The 18,794-nt window shown below is 71.8% G+C and carries 11 protein-coding genes, 1 tRNA gene and 1 pseudogene; 7 read left to right on the forward strand and 6 right to left on the reverse strand.

Going from position 1 to position 18,794, the window contains the following annotated elements; genetic code table 11:
• A pseudogene (locus ACFV46_RS13910) lies at window positions 1–96 on the forward strand (regulator protein); the annotation flags it as partial.
• A 33-nt stretch (window positions 97–129) separates the two neighbouring features.
• On the opposite strand, the gene ACFV46_RS13915 reads toward ACFV46_RS13910, so the two are convergent.
• From ACFV46_RS13915 to ACFV46_RS13925, 3 genes are read right to left on the reverse strand one after another with little or no spacing between them, the layout of a single operon-like run.
• A complete protein-coding gene (locus tag ACFV46_RS13915; protein WP_385498304.1) occupies window positions 130–2,274 on the reverse strand; it encodes an acetate--CoA ligase family protein in 2,145 nt (714 codons plus the stop codon).
• Window positions 2,275–2,278: 4 nt separating this feature from the next.
• Window positions 2,279–3,529 carry a formyl-CoA transferase gene (gene frc, locus ACFV46_RS13920; protein ID WP_361928165.1) on the reverse strand — a complete coding sequence of 417 codons (1,251 nt, stop codon included), beginning with the start codon at window positions 3,527–3,529 and terminating at the stop codon, window positions 2,279–2,281.
• Window positions 3,530–3,539: 10 nt separating this feature from the next.
• Window positions 3,540–5,222, reverse strand: a complete 1,683-nt coding sequence (locus tag ACFV46_RS13925) for a thiamine pyrophosphate-binding protein (protein ID WP_361928168.1) — start codon at window positions 5,220–5,222, stop codon at window positions 3,540–3,542.
• Window positions 5,223–5,366: 144 nt separating this feature from the next.
• Here ACFV46_RS13925 and sucC point away from each other — a divergent pair, with 144 nt between their 5' ends.
• The 3 genes from sucC to ACFV46_RS13940 all read left to right on the forward strand — a co-directional run bounded on the left by sucC (window position 5,367) and on the right by ACFV46_RS13940 (window position 9,049).
• Window positions 5,367–6,500: an ADP-forming succinate--CoA ligase subunit beta gene (sucC, locus tag ACFV46_RS13930; protein ID WP_385498305.1), complete on the forward strand. Its 1,134-nt coding sequence runs from the start codon at window positions 5,367–5,369 to the stop codon at window positions 6,498–6,500.
• A 14-nt stretch (window positions 6,501–6,514) separates the two neighbouring features.
• Entirely contained in the window at window positions 6,515–7,399 is an 885-nt protein-coding gene (gene sucD / locus ACFV46_RS13935; RefSeq protein ID WP_385498306.1) for a succinate--CoA ligase subunit alpha, read from the forward strand.
• A 108-nt stretch (window positions 7,400–7,507) separates the two neighbouring features.
• A complete protein-coding gene (locus tag ACFV46_RS13940; protein ID WP_385498307.1) occupies window positions 7,508–9,049 on the forward strand; it encodes an aldehyde dehydrogenase family protein in 1,542 nt (513 codons plus the stop codon).
• Window positions 9,050–9,153: 104 nt separating this feature from the next.
• On the opposite strand, the gene ACFV46_RS13945 is transcribed toward ACFV46_RS13940, so the two are convergent.
• Complete coding sequence (locus ACFV46_RS13945; protein WP_385498308.1) at window positions 9,154–10,488, reverse strand: DUF2254 domain-containing protein; 1,335 nt, start codon at window positions 10,486–10,488, stop codon at window positions 9,154–9,156.
• A 140-nt stretch (window positions 10,489–10,628) separates the two neighbouring features.
• On the opposite strand from ACFV46_RS13945, the gene ACFV46_RS13950 reads away from it, so the two are divergent.
• Together ACFV46_RS13950 and ACFV46_RS13955 are read left to right on the forward strand one after the other, a co-directional pair.
• Window positions 10,629–10,713: transfer RNA gene (locus tag ACFV46_RS13950), tRNA-Leu, on the forward strand.
• Between the two features lie 276 nt (window positions 10,714–10,989).
• Window positions 10,990–13,716, forward strand: coding sequence for a SpoIIE family protein phosphatase (locus ACFV46_RS13955; protein WP_361928179.1), 2,727 nt, complete (start codon window positions 10,990–10,992; stop codon window positions 13,714–13,716).
• A 24-nt stretch (window positions 13,717–13,740) separates the two neighbouring features.
• Here the strand turns inward: ACFV46_RS13955 and ACFV46_RS13960 are convergent, their stop codons facing one another.
• Together ACFV46_RS13960 and ACFV46_RS13965 are read right to left on the reverse strand one after the other, a co-directional pair.
• The gene (locus ACFV46_RS13960; RefSeq protein ID WP_376727050.1) at window positions 13,741–14,619 is read right to left on the reverse strand and encodes an ABC transporter substrate-binding protein; all 879 of its coding nucleotides are present in this window, start codon (window positions 14,617–14,619) and stop codon (window positions 13,741–13,743) included.
• A 152-nt stretch (window positions 14,620–14,771) separates the two neighbouring features.
• On the reverse strand, window positions 14,772–16,181 hold the full coding sequence (locus tag ACFV46_RS13965; protein WP_385498309.1) for an MFS transporter: 1,410 nt from the start codon (window positions 16,179–16,181) through the stop codon (window positions 14,772–14,774).
• Window positions 16,182–16,707: 526 nt separating this feature from the next.
• Between ACFV46_RS13965 and fusA the strand changes: the two genes are divergently transcribed.
• Entirely contained in the window at window positions 16,708–18,756 is a 2,049-nt protein-coding gene (gene fusA / locus ACFV46_RS13970; protein WP_385498310.1) for an elongation factor G, read from the forward strand.
• Window positions 18,757–18,794: the final 38 nt, after the last annotated feature.

Below are 18,794 nucleotides of genomic sequence, written 5' to 3' on the forward strand. Positions count from 1 at the left end.
CCCGCCTTCGCCCGCAGCCGCCTGTTCTGCCGGCTGGTCCTGGCCAGCGCCCGCCGCGGCCTCGGCGAACACGACCAGGCGTGGGGCCCGGGCGCCCCCCCCGGCCGCCCCCCCCCCCGCCGTCTCACGTCATGAACCGCCCCCCAGGAGTCCCGCCGCCCGCGCCCAGCGGTACTTGGCGCCCAGTACGGCCACCGGCTTCTCGGTCGTGTACGGGTACGCCACGACCCCCCGCTCGAAGAGGTACTGGCAGGCCTCCTCGACCTCCACGTCGCCGGCGAGCGACGCGACGACGGGCTTCTCGATCCCCCGCTCGCGGAACTCGGCCACCACGCGCGCGGTGAGCTCCGCGAAGACCATCGGCGGAGTGACGATGGTGTGCCAGTAGCCGAGGACCAGCGCGTGGATGCGGGGGTCCTCCAGACCGAGCCGGATCGTCGCCTCGTACGTCGACGGCGGCTCGCCGCCCGTGATGTCCACCGGGTTGCCCGCCGCCCCGAAGGGCGGGATGAACCGGCGGAACGCCTCGTCCAGGTCCGCCGGAATCTCCATCAGGGACAGGCCGTTGTCCGTCACCGCGTCCGACAGCAGCACCCCGCTGCCGCCCGCACCCGTGATGATCACGACGTTGTCGCCCTGTGGAGTGGGCAGGACCGGCAACGCGCGCGCGTACTCCAGCATCTCGTTGAGCCCGGGAGCCCGGATGACACCGGCCTGCCTCAGGATGTCGTCGTACACGGCGTCATCGCCCGCGAGCGCCCCGGTGTGCGACCCGGCGGCCTTCGCGCCGGCGGCCGTGCGCCCCGCCTTGAGGACCACGACGGGCTTCTTCGGCACGGTCGCCCGCGCGGCCTCGACGAAGGCGCGCCCGTCCTTCAGGTCCTCCAGGTGCATGGCGATGCACTCGGTGTGGGGGTCCTCGCCGAACCAGGTCAGCAGGTCGTCCTCGTCCAGGTCCGACTTGTTGCCGAGGCCGACGATCGCCGACACGCCCGTCTTGGTGGTCCGCGCGAAGCCCAGGATGGCCATGCCGATGCCGCCGGACTGCGAGGTCAGCGCCACCCCGCCCTTGACGTCGTACGGCGTGCAGAACGTGGCGCACAGGTCCTGCCACGTCGAGTAGTAGCCGTAGATGTTCGGCCCGAGCAGCCGGACGCCGTGCCGCTCGGCGATGGCGACGATCTCCTCCTGGAGCGCGTGCTCACCGGTCTCCGCGAACCCGGAGGGGATCAGCACGGCGTTCGGGATGCCCTTGCGCCCCACCTCCTCCAGCGCCGACGCCACGAACTTCGCGGGGATGGCGAAGACCGCCACATCCACCTCACCGGGTACGTCCGTGACACTCTTGTACGCCTTGCGGCCCAGGATGTCATCGGCCCGGGGGTTCACCGGATGGATGTCCCCGGCGAAGCCGCCGTCGACCAGGTTGCGCATCACCGAATTGCCGATCTTGCCCTGCTCGTTGGACGCGCCGATGACGGCGACCGACGACGGCTGCATCAGCCGGCGCATCGAGGTGAGGATCTCCGCGCGCCTGTACCGCCTGCGCTCCTTGCGCACCTCGGAGGAGAGGATCACCCGGATGTCCGCCGCCACCGCCGCGTCCGGGGTGGCGATGACCGGGTTGAGGTCCACCTCGGCGATCTCCGGGAAGTCGGCGACGAGTTGCCCGACCCGGCGGATCTGCTCGGCGATCGCCCACCGGTCCACCGCCGCCGCGCCGCGCACCCCGCGCAGGATCTCCGCGGAACGGATCGAGTCCAGCATGGACAGCGCCTCGTCGGCGGTCACGGGCGCCAGCCGGAAGGTGACGTCCTTCAAGACCTCCACCAGGACGCCGCCCAGCCCGAACGCGACCACCTTCCCGAACGTCGGGTCGGTGACCGCGCCGACGATGACCTCCTGCCCCTGCGGCAGCAACTCCTGCACCTGGACGCCCTCGATCCGCGCCTCCGCGTCGTACGCGCGCGCGTTGTCGACGATGCGGTGGAACGCCGCCCGGACGTCCGCCGCCCCCTCGACCCCGACGATCACCCCGCCGGCGTCGGTCTTGTGGAGGATGTCCGGCGAGACGATCTTCATCACCACCGGCCCGTCGAAACGCGCCGCGTACGCCACGGCCTCGTCGACGTCCCTGGCCAGTTCCTCGCCCGGTACGGCGATCCCGTACGCGTCGGCGATCACCTTGCCCTCGGGCGCGGTGAGCGCCGTACGGCCCTCGGCACGCACCGCGTCGAGCAGCGTCCGCACCCTGATGACACGGTCCTCGGCCATCACCTCAGATCACCCCGTTCGACTTGAGCAGGCGCAGTTCCTCGTCACCGAGTCCGAGCTCGCCGATGTACACCTCTTCGTTGTGCTCGCCGAGCAGCGGTGAACTGGTCACCTCGACGGGGGAGTCGGACAGCTTCAGCGGGCTGCCGACCGTGGTGAACTCGCCGCGCTCGGGATGCGGCACCGTGACGACCATCTCGTTGGCGACCAGCGACCGGTCCTCGATGATCTCCTTGGTCGACAGGATCGGCCCGCACGGGATGTTGTGCGCGTTCAGCCGCTCCAGCACCTCCCACTTGGGCAGCGTGGAGGACCACTCCTCGATCAGCTGGAACATCTTGCCCAGCCTGGGCAGCCGCGCCTCCGGCGTCGCCCACTCGGGGTCGTCGGCGAGCTCGGGCCGGCCGATGAGCTCGCTGAGCGGCCGCCAGCCGACCGGCTGCACGATGACGTACACGTAGTCGTTCGGGCCGCCCGGCGCGCACTTGACCGCCCAGCCCGGCTGACCCCCGCCGGACGCGTTCCCGGACCGGGGAACCTCGTCGCCGAAGTCGTCGTTGGGATATTCGGGAAGCGGGCCATGGGCGAGCCGCTGCTGATCGCGCAGCTTCACCCGGCAGAGGTTGAGCACGGCGTGCTGCATCGCCACATTGACCCGCTGGCCGCGCCCGGTGGTCTCGCGCTGGTACAGCGCCGCGAGAATCCCCGCCACGGCGTGCACCCCGGTGCCCGAGTCACCGATCTGGGCCCCCGTCGCCAGCGGCGGCCCGTCCTCGAACCCGGTGGTCGACATCGACCCGCCCATGGCCTGCGCCACGACCTCGTACGCCTTGAAGTTCGTGTACGGGCCGTCGCCGAACCCCTTGATGGAGGCATAGACGATCCGAGGATTGATCTCCTGGATGCGGTCCCAGGTGAAGCCCATGCGGTCGACCGCGCCCGGCCCGAAGTTCTCGACCATGACGTCCGAGCGCCGGATCAGCTCGGTCAGGATCTCCTTGCCGCGCTCGGTCTTGGTGTTGAGGGTGATGCTCCGCTTGTTGCAGTTGAGCATCGTGAAGTAGAGGGAGTCGACGTCCGGGAGGTCGCGCAGCTGCTTGCGCGTGATGTCACCGGTCGGCGCCTCCAGCTTGACGACGTCCGCGCCGAGCCAGGCGAGCAACTGGGTCGCGGAGGGCCCGGACTGCACATGCGTCATGTCCAGGACGCGGACGCCTTCGAGGGCCTTGGACGGAGTACCCGTCGTGCCGGTCATAGGGGCCACCTCACTTGTACATGGTCTGGTTCATGGTTCCGGGGGCGTACGCGTCGGGATCGACCCAGACGTTGATCAGCGACGGCTTCCCGGACTCACGGGCGCGCCGCAGCGCGGGGCCGATGTCGGCGGGGTCGCGGACCTCCTCGCCGTAGCCACCCAGCATCTGAGCGAACTTGTCGTAGTGGACGTCGCCGAGGGTGTTGCCGACCCGCTCGCGCTCCAGGCCGTACTTCTGGGCCTGGCCGTAACGGATCTGGTTCATCGAGGAGTTGTTGCCGACGATGCCGACGAAGGGGAGGTCGTAGCGGACGAGTGTCTCGAAGTCCCAGCCGGTCAGGGAGAACGCGCCGTCGCCGAAGAGCGCGACGACCTCCTTGTCGGGCCGCGCCTGCTTGGCCGCGAGCACGAACGGCACCCCGACGCCGAGCGTGCCGAGCGGACCCGGGTCCATCCAGTGCCCGGGCGACTTGGGCTGCACGACCTGACCGGAGAAGGTGACGATGTCGCCGCCGTCGCCGATGTAGATCGAGTCCTCGGTGAGGAAGTCGTTGATCTCGCTGACCAGCCGGTACGGGTGGATGGGCGAGGCGTCGGACCGAAGGCTCGGCAGCCGCTTCTCCAGGGCGGTCTGCTCGGCCGCGCGCAGCTCGTCCAGCCACTCCTTGCGCTTGGACGCACCCCCGTTGACGCGCCCGGAGGCGGCCTCGGTCACCGACTTCAGCACCAGGCCGGCGTCGCCGACGATGCCGAGGTCGATGTCGCGGTTCTTGCCGACGGTGCGGTAGTCGAGGTCGATCTGCACGACGGTCGCGTCCGGCGACAGCCGCTTGCCGTACCCCATGCGGAAGTCGAAGGGAGTGCCGACGATCACGATGACGTCGGCGTTGGAGAAGGCGTACCGGCGCGATAGCTGGAAGTGGTGCGGGTCGCCGGGCGGCAGCGTGCCGCGGCCGGCGCCGTTCATGTAGGCGGGGACGTTGAGGGTGCGCACCAGCTCGACGGCCGCCTCGGTGCCCCGGGTCGTCCACACCTGACTGCCGAGCAGGATGGCCGGCTTCTCGGCGTGGACCAGCAGGTCGGCGAGGCGTTCGACGGCCTCGGGGTCACCGGCGGAGCGGGTGGAGGCCCGGTAGGCGCCCGGCTGGGGCACCCGCGCCTTCGCCGTCGGCACCTTGGCGTCGAGGACGTCGCGGGGGATCTCCAGGAAGGAGGGCCCGGGGGCGCCGTGGTAGCACTCGCGGAACGCCATGGAGACCATGTCGGCGGCACGGGCCGTGTCCGGCACGGCCGCCGCGAACTTGGTGATGGGCGTCATCATGTCGACGTGGGGCAGGTCCTGCAGGGACCCCATCTTGTGCTGGGTGAGGGCGCCTTGACCGCCGATGAGCAGCATCGGTGACTCGGCGCGGAAGGCGTTGGCGACGCCGGTGACGGCGTCGGTGGTGCCGGGCCCGGCGGTGACGACCGCGCAGCCGGGCTTGCCGGTGATGCGGGCGTAGCCGTCGGCGGCATGGGCGGCGACCTGCTCGTGACGGACGTCGACGACCTCGATGCCCTCGTCGACGCAGCCGTCGTAGATGTCGATGATGTGGCCGCCGCAGAGGGTGTAGATGCGGTCGACCCCCTCGGCCTTCAGTGCCTTGGCTACGAGATGACCACCGGAGATGACGTCCTGGGTGTCGTCGGGCATGGCGAAGTCCTGTCCCTTCGTAGGGGGTGGGAGGGGTCTCGCGGTACATTGCATACAGTCGACGAATACTGTATGAACCTTGTTATCCCGCATCCGGTGGGTGGTGTCCAGGGGGCGTGCGGCACTTTCGAGTCAGGAGCCGGAATGGACCTGTACGAACACCAGGCAAGGGAACTCTTCGCAGAACACGGCATCGTGGTGCCACGGGCGGAGGTCACGGACTCCGCCAAGGAGGCCCGCGAGATCGCCCGCCGGCTCGGCGGCCGGGTCGTCGTCAAGGCGCAGGTGAAGACCGGCGGGCGCGGCAAGGCGGGCGGCGTGAAACTCGCCGCGGACCCCGCCGCCGCCGAGCTCACCTCCCGTCAGATCCTCGGCATGGACATCAAGGGCCACACCGTCGGCACGGTCATGCTGGCCGAACCCGTCGACATCGACGCCGAGTTCTACGTGTCCTACGTCCTCGACCGCGCGGCGGGACGCTTCCTCGCGATCGCGTCCGCGGAAGGCGGCATGGAGATCGAGGAGGTCGCGGCCACCCGGCCCGAGGCCGTCGCGCGCGTCCCCGTCGACCCCGCCGAGGGCGTCACCTCGGCGAAGGCCCGCGAGATCGCCGAAGCCGCCGGACTGCCGCCGCAGGCCGTCGACGTCCTCGTGCGCCTGTGGCAGGTGCTGGTCCGCGAGGACGCCCTCCTCGTCGAGGTCAACCCGCTCGTGCGCACCAGGCAGGGCCACATCCTCGCCCTCGACGGCAAGGTCACCCTCGACGACAACGCCCGTTTCCGGCAGGCCCGCTGGGGCGCCGACGGCACCGGGCACGACGACGCGCTGGAGGCGGCCGCCGCCGCCAAGGGCCTCAACTACGTCAAGCTCGACGGCGAGGTCGGCGTCATCGGCAACGGCGCCGGTCTCGTCATGTCCACCCTCGACGTCGTCGCCGGCTGCGGCGCCCGGCCCGCCAACTTCCTCGACATCGGCGGCGGCGCCTCCGCCCAGGTCATGGCCGACGGCCTCTCCGTCATCCTGTCCGACCCGGACGTGAAGTCCGTCCTCGTCAACGTCTTCGGCGGCATCACCGCCTGCGACACCGTCGCCGACGGCATCGTCCGGGCCCTGGACACCGTCCGGTTGACCAAGCCGCTCGTCGTCCGCCTCGACGGCAACAACGCCGCCCGTGGCCGGGCCATCCTCGACGAGCACGCCCATCCGCTGGTCCAGCAGGCCACCACCATGGACGGCGCCGCCGAGCGCGCCGCCCGACTCGCCGCCGCCACCGCCTGAGGAGACATGACGACATGGCCATCCATCTCACCAAGGAGAGCAAGGTCCTCGTCCAGGGCATGACCGGCGGCGAGGGCATGAAGCACACCCGGCGGATGCTCGCCGCCGGCACGAACGTCGTCGGCGGCGTCAACCCGCGCAAGGCCGGCCACACCGTCGACTTCGACGACCGGGCCGTCCCCGTCTTCGGCTCCGTCGCCGAGGGCATCGACGCGACCGGCGCCGACGTCACCGTCGTCTTCGTCCCGCCCGCCTTCGCCAAGACGGCCGTCATCGAGGCCGCCGACGCCGGCATCCAGCTCGCCGTCGTCATCACCGAAGGCATCCCCGTCCACGACACCGTGGCCTTCACCACCCACGCCCGTGCACGCGGCACCCGCGTCATCGGCCCCAACTGCCCCGGCCTCATCACGCCCGGCCAGTCCAACGCGGGCATCATCCCGCCCGACATCACCAAGCCCGGCCCCATCGGCCTGGTCTCCAAGTCCGGCACCCTCACCTACCAACTCATGTACGAACTGCGGGACATCGGCTTCTCCACCTGCGTCGGCATCGGCGGCGACCCCGTCGTCGGCACCACCCACATCGACTGCCTCGCCGCGTTCCAGGACGACCCCGACACCGAACTGATCGTGCTCATCGGGGAGATCGGCGGCGACGCCGAGGAGCGCGCCGCCGCCTACATCCGCGACCACGTCACCAAGCCGGTCGTCGGCTACATCGCCGGATTCACCGCGCCCGAGGGCAAGACCATGGGGCACGCGGGCGCGATCGTCTCCGGCTCCTCCGGCACGGCCACCGCGAAGAAGGAGGCTTTGGAGGCCGTGGGCGTACGCGTCGGCCGTACCCCCACCGAGACCGCCCGCCTCGTCCTGGACCGCCTCACCACCGGCGCGTGACCTCACTCATAGTCCACGCGCGGTCACTTACCGGCGTGCCCGCCCCTCGCTAGCGTCCCTCCCAGCCATCACCACCGCCCCCGACTGTGCACCGAGAGCGGAGACCCCTTGGCCACCACCCTCACCCTCAAATCCGGCACCTCCTGGGCCGACGCCTGGCAACGCTGCCTCGCCGTCGCCCCGGAGGCGTTCCGCGACGACCGCGTCCTCAACCTCTGGAACGGCGCCTGGCAGGCGGACGGCCGCGCGCTGCCCGCCACCAGCCCCGTCGACGGCAGCCCCATCGCCGGCCCGCCCCGCCTGGACGCGGCCACCGCCCACCAGGCCGTACGCGCCTCGCTGGACCAGCACCGGGCCTGGCGGCACGTCCCCCTCGACGAACGGCGGGCCCGCGTCGCCGCCACCCTCGACGCCCTCGCCCAGCACCGCGACCTGCTCGCCCTCCTCCTCGTCTGGGAGATCGGCAAGCCCTGGCGCCTCGCGACGGCGGACGTCGACCGCGCCATCGACGGCGTCCGCTGGTACGTCGACGGCATCGAACCGATGATCGCGGACCGGGCCCCGCTCGACGGACCCGTCTCCAACATCGCCAGCTGGAACTACCCGATGAGCGTGCTCGTTCACGCAGTGCTGGTACAGGCCCTGGCGGGCAACGCGGTCATCGCCAAGACCCCGACCGACGGCGGTGTCGCCTGTCTGACCCTGGCCTGCGCGCTCGCCGCCCGCGAGGGGATCCCCGTCACCCTCGTCAGCGGCAGCGGAGGCGAGCTGTCCCAGGCGCTGGTGCGGGCGCCCGAGATCGGCTGCGTCTCCTTCGTCGGCGGCCGCGACACCGGCGCGGCGGTGGCCACGGCCGTCGCCGACCTCGGCAAGCGCCACATCCTCGAACAGGAAGGACTCAACACCTGGGGCATCTGGAACTATTCGGACTGGGACACGCTCACGGCCGTCGTCCCCAAGCTCTTCGACTACGGCAAACAGCGCTGCACGGCCTACCCGCGCTTCGTCGTCCAACGCGAGCTGTTCGACGACTTCCTGGCGGCCTACCTCCCCGCCGTCCGCACCCTGCGGATCGGGCACCCCCTGGCGGTCGAGCAGCCCGACGACCCGTACCCGAGCCTGGACTTCGGCCCGGTGATCAACGCCGCCAAGGCCAAGGAGCTCCACGACCAGGTGGCGGAGGCGATCGACCGGGGCGCCGTCCCGCTGCACCGCGGCCGGCTGTCCGACGCCCGCTTCCTGCCCGGCCAGGACACCTCGGCGTACGTCCAGCCGGTCACCCTGCTGAACCCACCGCGGTCCTCCCCGCTGCACCACGCCGAACCGTTCGGCCCGGTCGACACGATCGTCCTGGCCGACACCGAGGCGGAGCTCCTGGCCGCCATGAACGCCTCCAACGGCGCCCTGGTCGCCACGCTCTCCACCGACGACGGCGCTACGTTCGCTCGCCTGGCCCCGCAGATCCGAGCCTTCAAGGTCGGCCACGGCACACCCCGCTCCCGCGGCGACCGCGACGAACTCTTCGGCGGCTTCGGCGCGTCCTGGCGCGGCGCGTTCGTCGGCGGCGAACTGCTGGTGCGCGCGGTGACGCAGGGGCCGACGGGGGAGAGGCTGCCGGGGAACTTCCCGGAGTACCAGCTGCTGCCCTGAGCGCGGGCGCGGGAGCGGCTGGCGGGTTCCCCGGCACCAGTCCCTCCCTGACCGTGGGCACCCGGACCGACCGGGGCATCGGCGGGCCGGCCGGTCGCGTCCGGTCAACTGATGCCCTGCCGGTCCGGGCGCAGCGCGAACGCGCGGTCGGAGGCGTTGGGGACGGTCTCCTCGACCGCCTGACGCAGCAGCTCGCGATGCCGCAGCAGCGGCTCCCGCCGGTCCGGGGGAGCGAGGAGCAGCAGATCGTCCAGCCCCGCCAGCAGGCGCCGGGTCACCTGGGGGCTGTCGGCGCCGCACCCCCGTACCTCGGTGAAGCCGAGATCCACCAGCTCGGTCCAGCCCGGCACCGGCAGCACCAGACGCACGGCGCCGCCCCGGTCCCGGTGCACGGCCTCGTCCAGCGGACGCCGGGACAGCGCCGCGAGGAACTGCACGATCCGGTCGAGGGCCTGCACGGCGGTCGTCGGGTCGTTGACCGCCGGGGACAGGGCGCGCAGCGCGATGTCCGACAGCTGCCGCAGCCCGAACCCGAGGTCCTGGTGGAACGTCCGCTCCACACCGACGGACGTGGTGCGGCGCAACGCTCCCGCCGGCGGCGCCGCCCCGCCGTGCACGGCCAGCAGTGGCGTACCCGGCACCACGAAGTCCCCGATGCGCGGGACCAGCCGCAGCACGACCCCGTGCCGGCGGGCCACCCGCACGAGCCTCGTGATGTGCACGTCCCGCAGCACCCCGGCCCGCCCGTCGTGCGGTACCCAAGCCGTCGGCGACCCGAGGTCGGACACCCTCGGCCCGCCCGCGGAGGCCGGCATCGCCGCCACCATCCGGAAGGACTCCGCGGCGATCCGCGCGATCACATGACTGATCCGCATGAGCCGCAGCGTGCCGTTCACGTACAGCACGAACAGCAGCAGACTCAGCGCCACCATGCACAGCGTCAGGACCGACTGCACGAGCGGCAGCGTCGTCACCTTCCGCGGATCGTCGGTGGTGTCGAACGACGTCAGCACCAGCAGACTCAGCACGAAGGTCGCCAGGAAGACGGCGAACGTCGCCTTGGTGATCCGGCTGCGCACGAAGAGCCGCACCACCCGCGGGGTGAACTGCCCGCTCGCCATCTGGACGGCCACCAGCGAGATGCTGAAGACCACCCCGATGAACGTCATCATGGCCGACCCGACCGCGTTCACGACGGTCTTGGCGTCCTCCGCGAACCGCAGCAGATCCTCGAGGGACGCGTAGTCGCCATCCTCGCGCAGCGCGTCCACGATCGCCGTGTCGAGCGCCTGCGCCGCCAGCCAGACGACGAAGACGACCACCATCGCGGCCGTCGGCGCGAACCAGAAGGTGTCCCGGAGATGCTCCCGGAAAGGAGACAGCGCCCGCGGACGACGCCGCCCCGCTGCCGGGCCCTGCGTAACCAGCCAGTCACTCATGGTGCGACCCTAGGCGCGCCGGACCGCGAGGTCCGGGACCCCCGCCCGGCGGAAGGAAACGCAGGTGAAAGGCACTCCGAAAGCTTGGTATTGTTGTCCATGTCGCCGACGGGACACCCCGGCGCGGCGGCGCACACCTGGTCCGGGTGGCGGAATGGCAGACGCGCTAGCTTGAGGTGCTAGTGCCCTTTATCGGGCGTGGGGGTTCAAGTCCCCCCTCGGACACACAGCACAACGGATTACCGGTCGAGTCGCATGACTCACCGGTATTTCGTCGTTTCGGGGCCTTTCTCGCGAAGACGGCTCCGTCGGTGACGGCGAGGAACCCGCCGCGCGCTGACCACGATCGCCCCGCCCTGAGCCGCGCCCGCTTCCCCCGTCACTGATACTGAGGAAATGGGCAAACTAGGGCGATACGCCCCAGCGCGCCGACAGGGCGACCGCGTGCCCCCCAGGGGCGGGGACGACCGTGTGCCGCCCCCCGAGGGCGGGGGCGATCCTGTGCCCCCCGGGGGCGGGGCGCCGGTAGCCGCGCCGAAGGCCCGGCACCGTTCGGCGGGCCGACGCCTGCTGTCGTGGCGTAAGCCGCGCAGCGTCGCCGGTCAGGTCTTCCTGCTCCAGTTCGTCGTGGTCCTGCTGCTGATCGCCACCGCCGTGACGGCCCTCGTGATCCAGGACCGCAACCGCGCGCTCCAGGAGGCCAAGGACCGGTCCCTGGTGACGGCCGAGGCGTTCGCGAACGCCCGGGGCACCGCCGCGGCCATGGAGAGCGACGACCCGACGGCCGAGCTGCAGCCCCATGCCGAGGCGGTGCGCAAGAAGACCGGCGTCGACTACGTCGTGGCGCTGAGCCCTTACGGCTTCCGGTGGACGCACCCGGACAAGGACCAGATCGGCAAGCACGTCTCCACCTCCTACGGCAACGCGCTCGAGGGCGAGCCCCACCAGACCACCTTCGACAGCAGCCTCGGGAAGGCGGTCGACTCGACGGTGGCCGTCTTCAACGACAAGGGCGACGCGGTCGGCCTCGTCACCGTGGGCGTCACGGTCGACAAGGTGACCGGGGTCGTGCAGGAGCAGCTGCCCGTGATCTTCGCCGCCGGCGGTGTCGCACTGCTGCTCGCCGCGGGCGGATCGGCGCTGGTCAGCGGGCGTCTGCGACGGCAGACCCGGGGCCTCGGCCCCATCGAGATGACCCGGATGTACGAGCACCACGACGCCGTGCTGCACGCGGTCCGCGAAGGCGTGCTCATCCTCGACGGCGACGGCGGGCTGCTGCTGGCCAACGACGAGGCACGCCGGCTGCTCGCCCTGCCCCCGGACGCCGAGGGCAGACCGGTCACCGAACTCGGTCTGAGCCCGCCCCTGGCCGACCTGCTGGCATCGGGCCGGGCCGTCACGGACCTGGTCTTCCTGGCCGGCGACACCCTGCTCGCGGTCAACGTGCGACCGGTGGGCCCCCGCGAGGGCTGCGTGGCCACTCTGCGGGACACCACCGAGCTGCGCGCGCTCGCCGGCCGGGCGGATGTGGCGGGCGGGCGCCTGCAGCTGCTCTACGAGGCCGGCACCCGCATCGGCACCACCCTCGACATCGGACGCACCGCCGAGGAACTGACCGAGGTCACCGTCCCGCGCTTCGCCGACTTCGCCACCGTCGAACTGGTGAAGTCCGTGCTGCACGGCGACGAGCCCACCGGGGTGAGCACGGAGATGCGCCGCGTCGCGGTCGCGGGCATCCGGGACGACCCGCCCTTCCGGCCCGTCGGCACGCTGATCCGCTACCAGCCCGGCAACCCCGTCACCACGGGAGTCACCACCGGCCGGCCGGTCCTGGTGGCCGACCTCGCCGCTTCCGACGGCTGGCGGGCCCAGGACCCGGGACGCGCGGGGCGCCTCATCGCGTACGGGATGCACTCCATGATCTCGGTGCCGCTGCGGGCCCGGGGCCAGTTGCTCGGGGTCGTGCAGTTCTGGCGCTCGGAGCAGGACCCCTTCGAGGACGACGACCTGTCCCCGGCGGAGGAACTCGCCACCCGCGCCGCCGTCTGCATCGACAACGCGCGCCGCTACACCCGCGAGCACACCACGGCCGTCACCCTCCAGCGCAGCCTGCTGCCCGGCACGCTCCCCGAGCTGTCCGCGCTGGAGGTCGGGCACCGGTACCTGCCCGCGCAGGCCGGGGTGGGCGGCGACTGGTACGACGTCATCCCGCTGCCCGGGGCCCGGGTCGCCCTGGTGGTCGGGGACGTGGTCGGACACGGTCTGCACGCCGCCGCCACCATGGGGCGTCTGAGGACCGCCGTGCACAACTTCGCCGCGCTCGACCTGCCGCCGGACGAGCTCCTCGCCCACCTGGACGACCTCATCGCCCGGATCGACCACGACGCGGCGGTCGAGGGCGACACCGAGGCCATCACCGGGGCCACCTGCCTCTACGCGGTCTACGACCCGGTCTCCGGGCTGTGCGTCCTCGCCCGGGCCGGCCACCCCGGACCGGCGCTCGTCTCGCCCGACGGCTTCGTGACCTTCCCCGACATCCCCGTCGCCCCGCCGCTCGGCGTGGGCGCCGGGCTGCCGGTCGAGACCGCCGAGCTCCGGCTCGCCGCCGGCAGCCGGCTGGTCCTCTACACCGACGGCCTGGTCGAGGCCCGGGACCGGGACATCGACGTCGGGCTCGGCATGCTGCGGGAGGCGCTGGCCGCCACGCACGGTGCCAGTCTGGACGACACGTGCGAGGCGGTGCTCGACGCGATGCTGCGCACCAGGCCGAGCGACGACGTCGCCCTGCTCGTCGCACGCACCCGGCTGCTCGACCCGGACCAGGTCGCGGAGTGGGACGTGCCCGACGACCCGGCCGCCGTCCCCCGGATCCGTGCCGAGGCCGGCCGCAGGCTGGAGTCCTGGGGGCTCGGCGAGGCGGCCTTCACCACCGAGCTGATCCTCAGCGAACTGGTGACGAACGCCATCCGGTACGGCCGGAGCCCCATCGGCCTGCGGCTGCTGCGCGACCACGACGGCCTGATCTGCGAGGTCGCCGACGGCACCAGCACCTCCCCGCATCTGCGCCGGGCCACCTTCACCGACGAGGGGGGCCGCGGTCTGTTCCTCGTGGCGCAGATGTCCCGTCGCTGGGGTACCCGCTACACCGACCGGGGCAAGATCATCTGGGCTGAGCTGGCGCTCGACGGGGGAGCCGCCGGGGACCTGAGCGGACTCCTCGACCTGTGAGGCGTCAAGGCCGCGGCGACGCGATCAGGAACTCTCGTCGACCGTGAGGTACGGGATCTTGGCCGGGTCCCGGCCGAAGGCGGCCCCGAGATAGACGGCCGACAGCTTGGCGAGCGTCCCGTCGTCGATGAGCTGTCTGATGACCCGGTTCAGTTCGGTGCGGTTGCGCGAGCCCATCGGGTAGAGGGCGCCGTAGCCCTGGTCGGTCCGGTACTGGCCCACCAGGCTCACCTTGCTGCCCTCCTTCTGGGCGTACGGCAGCAGGATCGTCGTGTCGTGGACGACCGCGTCGATCCGGCCGTCCTCCAGCGCCGTGATCATCTCCGGGTCGTTGGCGTAGGCCGTGACGGGCTTGACCGGTTTGATGCGGTCCTCCACGAACTGCTCGCCCGTGGTGCCCTCGGCCACCCCGATCCGCACATCGCTGATGTTGTCCTCGTCGATCCGCTCGCCGTCCCTGATCAGCAGGCCGAGGGTGGAGGAGAGGTAGGGCGGGGAGAACTCGGCGACCTCGCTGCGTTCCGGCGTGATCGTGATCTGCGCAAGCGCCAGGTCGAAGTCCTTGGTGCGGCCGGACACGACCTCCGGGAAGGGGGCGTTCTTCACGTCGACTCGGTCGAGTCCGGAGCGGTAGGCGATGTTGGCGGCCATGCAGTACTCGTAGCCGCTTTTGACGGAGTCCGGGGTGTCACCGTTCCACCAGCCCGGCGCGGGCAGGGTCGTCTTGACCGTGAGCGCTCCGGCCGTCTCGGGGGTCAGATGGAACTCGCCGTGCCGCCCCGAGACGTCGCAGTCGCCGTAGCGGACCTTCGACGCCTTCGTCCCGTCCTGGTCGCATGCCGAGGTCACGACGATGAGCGCCCCGCTGACAGCCAGAGAGACGATCGCTGCCGCGGCGCGCATCATTGCACCTCCGGTAGGGGCAAACTGCTGGATTCACCATAAATCACCCAGGGCCGTACGGTGGGCGAACCACAGGGACACCGATGGCCGAAGCGCGCCGAGGCCCCCACGCCCGGTGGCGGACGTGGGGGCCTCGGCGGTGTCGGGCGCGCTCAGGGGGCCAGGGTGGCGGCGACCTCTTCGGAGGCGGGAGTCGTGGCGGACTCGTCCTCCTCCAGCCGCACGTCCTTCGTCTCCTTGCCCACCAGCAGGGCGATCAGCGTCAGCACCGCCATCGAGGAGAGGTAGACGCCGACCAGCCACGGCGATCCGTCGCCCGCCTCCCACAGGGCCACCGCGATGAACGGGGCGACAGCGGCGCCGAGGATCGAGCTGACGTTGTACGAGATGCCGGACCCGGTGTAGCGCATGCTCGTCGGGAACAGCTCCGGCAGCAGCGCGCCCATGGGGCCGAACGTCATGCCCATCAGGGTGAAGCCCAGCACCAGCCACAGCACCACGCCGAGCGTGCCCAGGCCGATGAGCGGCACCCACACCAGTCCGAAGACGACGATGCCCGCGGTGACCCAGGCCAGGGTGGTGCGGCGGCCGTACCGGTCGGCGAGCGGGCCGGAGACCAGGGTGAACACCGCGAAGAACAGCACACCGAAGATCATCATCAGCACGAAGGTGGTGTAGCTGTAGCCCAGTCCGGGCACGGCGGCGTCCGTCGCGGTCCGGCCGTAGCTCAGCGAGAACGTGGTCATCAGGTAGAAGAGCACGTACGTCGCCAGCATGAAGAAGGTGCCGAGGATCAGCTGCTTCCAGTGGGTGCGGACCACTGCCGCCAGCGGCAGCCTGCGCACCAGCCCGGCCTCCCGGGTCTTCGCGAACACCGGCGACTCGACCAGGCGCATCCGCACCCACAGGCCGATCGCGACCATCACGGCCGAGAACAGGAACGGCACCCGCCATCCCCAGCTCAGGAAGGCGTCCGAGGGCTGGGACGGGTCGGTGCCGGCCGCGGACGGCATCAGCGCGCCCATGATCAGGAACAGCCCGTTGCCGATGATGAAGCCGAGCGGCGCGCCCAGCTGCGGGAACGTGCCGAACAGGGCGCGTTTACCGCTCGGGGCGTTCTCGGTGGCGACCAGCGCCGCACCGCTCCACTCGCCACCGAGCGCGAAGCCCTGCGCCAGGCGCATCAGCACCAGCAGTGCGGTGGCGACCCAGCCGGCCTGCGCGTAGGTGGGCAGCACGCCGATCAGGAAGGTGGCGATGCCCATGGTGAGGAGCGAGGTCACCAGCGTGCCCTTGCGGCCGAGGCGGTCACCGAGGTGCCCGAAGACGACGGCTCCGATCGGGCGGGCGACCATGGCGGCGCCGAACACCGCGAACGACGACAGCAGGGCCGACGTCGGGTCGCTGCTCGGGAAGAACAGCTTCGGGAACACCAGGACGGCCGCGGTCGCGTAGATGTAGAAGTCGTAGAACTCGATCGTCGTCCCGATGAGGCTGGCGACGAGGACACGGGACCGCGAGTTGACGGGGGTGCCTGCGGGACTGCTGGTGGGTGCGGACATCTCTCGGTCTTTCGAGGGGGGACGGTCGCGGCGGCGCGTGCCGACGGACCCGCACGGCGGCGCCCGGTCCCCGTCGCGTCACGGGGATAGGTGCACAGTGCAGGTAGATCGAAGACTCTCAGACATCTCATGAAGCAGGAATCTCATCTCGTCATGTGAGACGGCTGAGAGGTGGCTGCGGGGGTGCGGTGGTGGGCGAGGGCTCGGCAAAAACCCGTGGCACGGGGCGAGAGGGCCTCCCTACACTCACAGCGGGACGCCGCCCGCGACGGGCGGCGCCGTCACGACCGACGACGAGGGGAGACAGGCCGTGTGTGCCCACACCGCCACCGCCGCTCCCCGGTCCCGGTCCCGCCGGACCGAGGTGATCCTGGTGTCCCCGGCCGCCCGGTGCCCGCTGCGCGCCCGGCACCGGACCCCCGTGACGCACGTCTGACCCAGCACCCCCGCCCCGCCGTGGGCCCGCGCTGCCGTGCGCCGGGACATCGCGCCGCCCTCTTCCGGACCATCCGAAAGGCCACCGGCCGTGCGCACGCACATCCAGACCCACACCCTCGCCGCCGTCCGCAACCTCGGCATCCTCGCCCACGTCGACGCCGGCAAGACCACCGTCACCGAGCGGATCCTGTACGCCACCGGCACCACCCACAAGCGGGGCGAGGTCCACGACGGCACGACCGTCACCGACTTCGACCCGCAGGAGCGCGACCGGGGCATCACGATCTTCGCCGCCGCGGTGAGCTGCGACTGGGACGGGCATCGCGTCAACCTCATCGACACCCCCGGCCACGTCGACTTCGCCGACGAGGTCGAGCGGGCGCTGCGCGTGCTCGACGGCGCGGTCGCCGTGTTCGACGCCGTCGCCGGCGTCGAGCCTCAGACCGAGTCGGTGTGGCGGCAGGCGGACCGGCACGGCGTGCCGAGGATCGCCTTCGTCAACAAGCTGGACCGCGCGGGCGCGGACCTCGACCGGGCCGTGGCGTCGATCCGGGAGCGGCTGCACCCGGTGCCGCTGGCCGTGCAGCTGCCGATCGGCACCGAGGACGGCTTCCGCGGGGTCGTCGACCTCGTACGGATGCGGGCGCTGATGTGGGCCGACGACGGCACCCGCACGGTCGGGGACGTGCCGGAGGAACTGCGGGCGCAGGCCCTGCGGCGCCGGCGCCTGCTGGAGGAGGCCGTGGCCGAACTGCACGCCGAGGCGCTGGAGGAGTTCTGTACGCGGGGGACCGTGTCGCCCGGGACGCTGACGGCCGCCCTGCGCGAGGTCACCCGCACCGGGGAGGGCGTCGTCGTGCTGTGCGGCTCGGCGTACCGCAACCGCGGTGTGGAGCCGTTGCTCGACGCGGTGGTGGCGTACCTGCCGTCGCCGCTGGACGTACCGCCGGTCCACGACACACAGGACCCGCACGAGCGGCGTCCGGCCGACCCGGCGGCGCCCTTCGCCGGGCTGGCGTTCAAGGTGAGCGCCACGCCGACCGGCCGGCTGACCTACGTACGGGTGTATTCGGGAACGATCGGGAAGGGGGACACCGTGCTGGACACCAGCGCCGGGCGCACCGAGCGGATCGGGCGGATCCTGCGCGTGCAGGCCGACCGGCACGCCCAGGTCGACCACGCCGTCGCCGGGGACATCGTCGCCGTCGTCGGCCTGAAGTCGGCTCGCGCGGGCTCCACGCTGTGCGCGCCGGACGCCCCCCTCGTCCTGGAACCGCCCGGCGTGGCCGACCCGGTGGTGTCGGTCGCCGTGGAGGCACGCAGGTCCACCGACACGGACCGGCTGGCCGCGGCGCTGGCCCGGCTGGCCGAGGAGGACCCGTCGCTGGTCGTCCGCACCGACGCGGAGACCGGGCAGACGCTGCTGTCCGGGATGGGCGAACTGCATCTGGAGGTCGCGGTGGAGAGGATCAGGCGCGAGACCGGCCTGGACGTCGCCGTCGGGCGGCCGAGGGTGTCGTACCGCGAGACCGTCGGCCGCGGAGTGCGCGGCTTCGTCTTCCGGCACGTCAAACAGGACGGCGGCGCGGGTCAGTTCGCGCACGTCGTGCTCGACGTCGAACCGCTGGAGGCCGGGTCCGGCTTCATGTTCCGCTCGGCCGTGGTCGGCGGCCGGGTGCCGCAGGAGTACGTCCGTGCCGTGGAGGCCGGCTGCCGCGACGCCCTCGGCGAGGGCCCGCTCGGCGGGCACCAGGTGACCGGGGTGCGCGTCACGCTCACCGACGGGGCGACGCATGTGAAGGACTCGTCCGACACCGCGTTCCGCACCGCCGGCCGCCTCGGCCTGCGCGAGGCGCTGCGCTCCTGCGCGATGGTGCTGCTGGAACCGGTCGCGGAGGTGACGGTCACCGTGCCGGAGGACGCCGTCGGCACCGTCCTCGGTGACCTGGCGGCACGCCGCGGCCGCGTCTCGGGTTCGGTCACCCGGGCGGGCGCGGCGGTCGTCACGGCGACGGTGCCCCTGGCCGAACTGTTCGGCTACGCGACCCGGTTGCGCAGCCGCACGCAGGGCCGCGGCACCTTCACGACCCGCCCGACGGGTTACGCCCCGGCCCCGACGGCACCTGCCACCCGGTGACGGAAGGGGCGGCCCCACCTGGAGTACGGGTGGGGCCG

Source organism: Streptomyces sp. NPDC059852 (assembly GCF_042731455.1).
GTDB lineage: Bacteria > Actinomycetota > Actinomycetes > Streptomycetales > Streptomycetaceae > Streptomyces.

Bases quoted from the DNA above. Each gene is read 5' to 3' on its own strand.
- ACFV46_RS13915 (WP_385498304.1), bottom strand. From the start codon at position 2,274: ATGGCCGAGGACCGTGTCATCAGGGTGCGGACGCTGCTCGACGCGGTG.
- frc (WP_361928165.1), bottom strand. From the start codon at position 3,529: ATGACCGGCACGACGGGTACTCCGTCCAAGGCCCTCGAAGGCGTCCGC.
- ACFV46_RS13925 (WP_361928168.1), bottom strand. From the start codon at position 5,222: ATGCCCGACGACACCCAGGACGTCATCTCCGGTGGTCATCTCGTAGCC.
- sucC (WP_385498305.1), top strand. From the start codon at position 5,367: ATGGACCTGTACGAACACCAGGCAAGGGAACTCTTCGCAGAACACGGC.
- sucD (WP_385498306.1), top strand. From the start codon at position 6,515: ATGGCCATCCATCTCACCAAGGAGAGCAAGGTCCTCGTCCAGGGCATG.
- ACFV46_RS13945 (WP_385498308.1), bottom strand. From the start codon at position 10,488: ATGAGTGACTGGCTGGTTACGCAGGGCCCGGCAGCGGGGCGGCGTCGT.
- ACFV46_RS13960 (WP_376727050.1), bottom strand. From the start codon at position 14,619: ATGCGCGCCGCGGCAGCGATCGTCTCTCTGGCTGTCAGCGGGGCGCTC.
- ACFV46_RS13965 (WP_385498309.1), bottom strand. From the start codon at position 16,181: ATGTCCGCACCCACCAGCAGTCCCGCAGGCACCCCCGTCAACTCGCGG.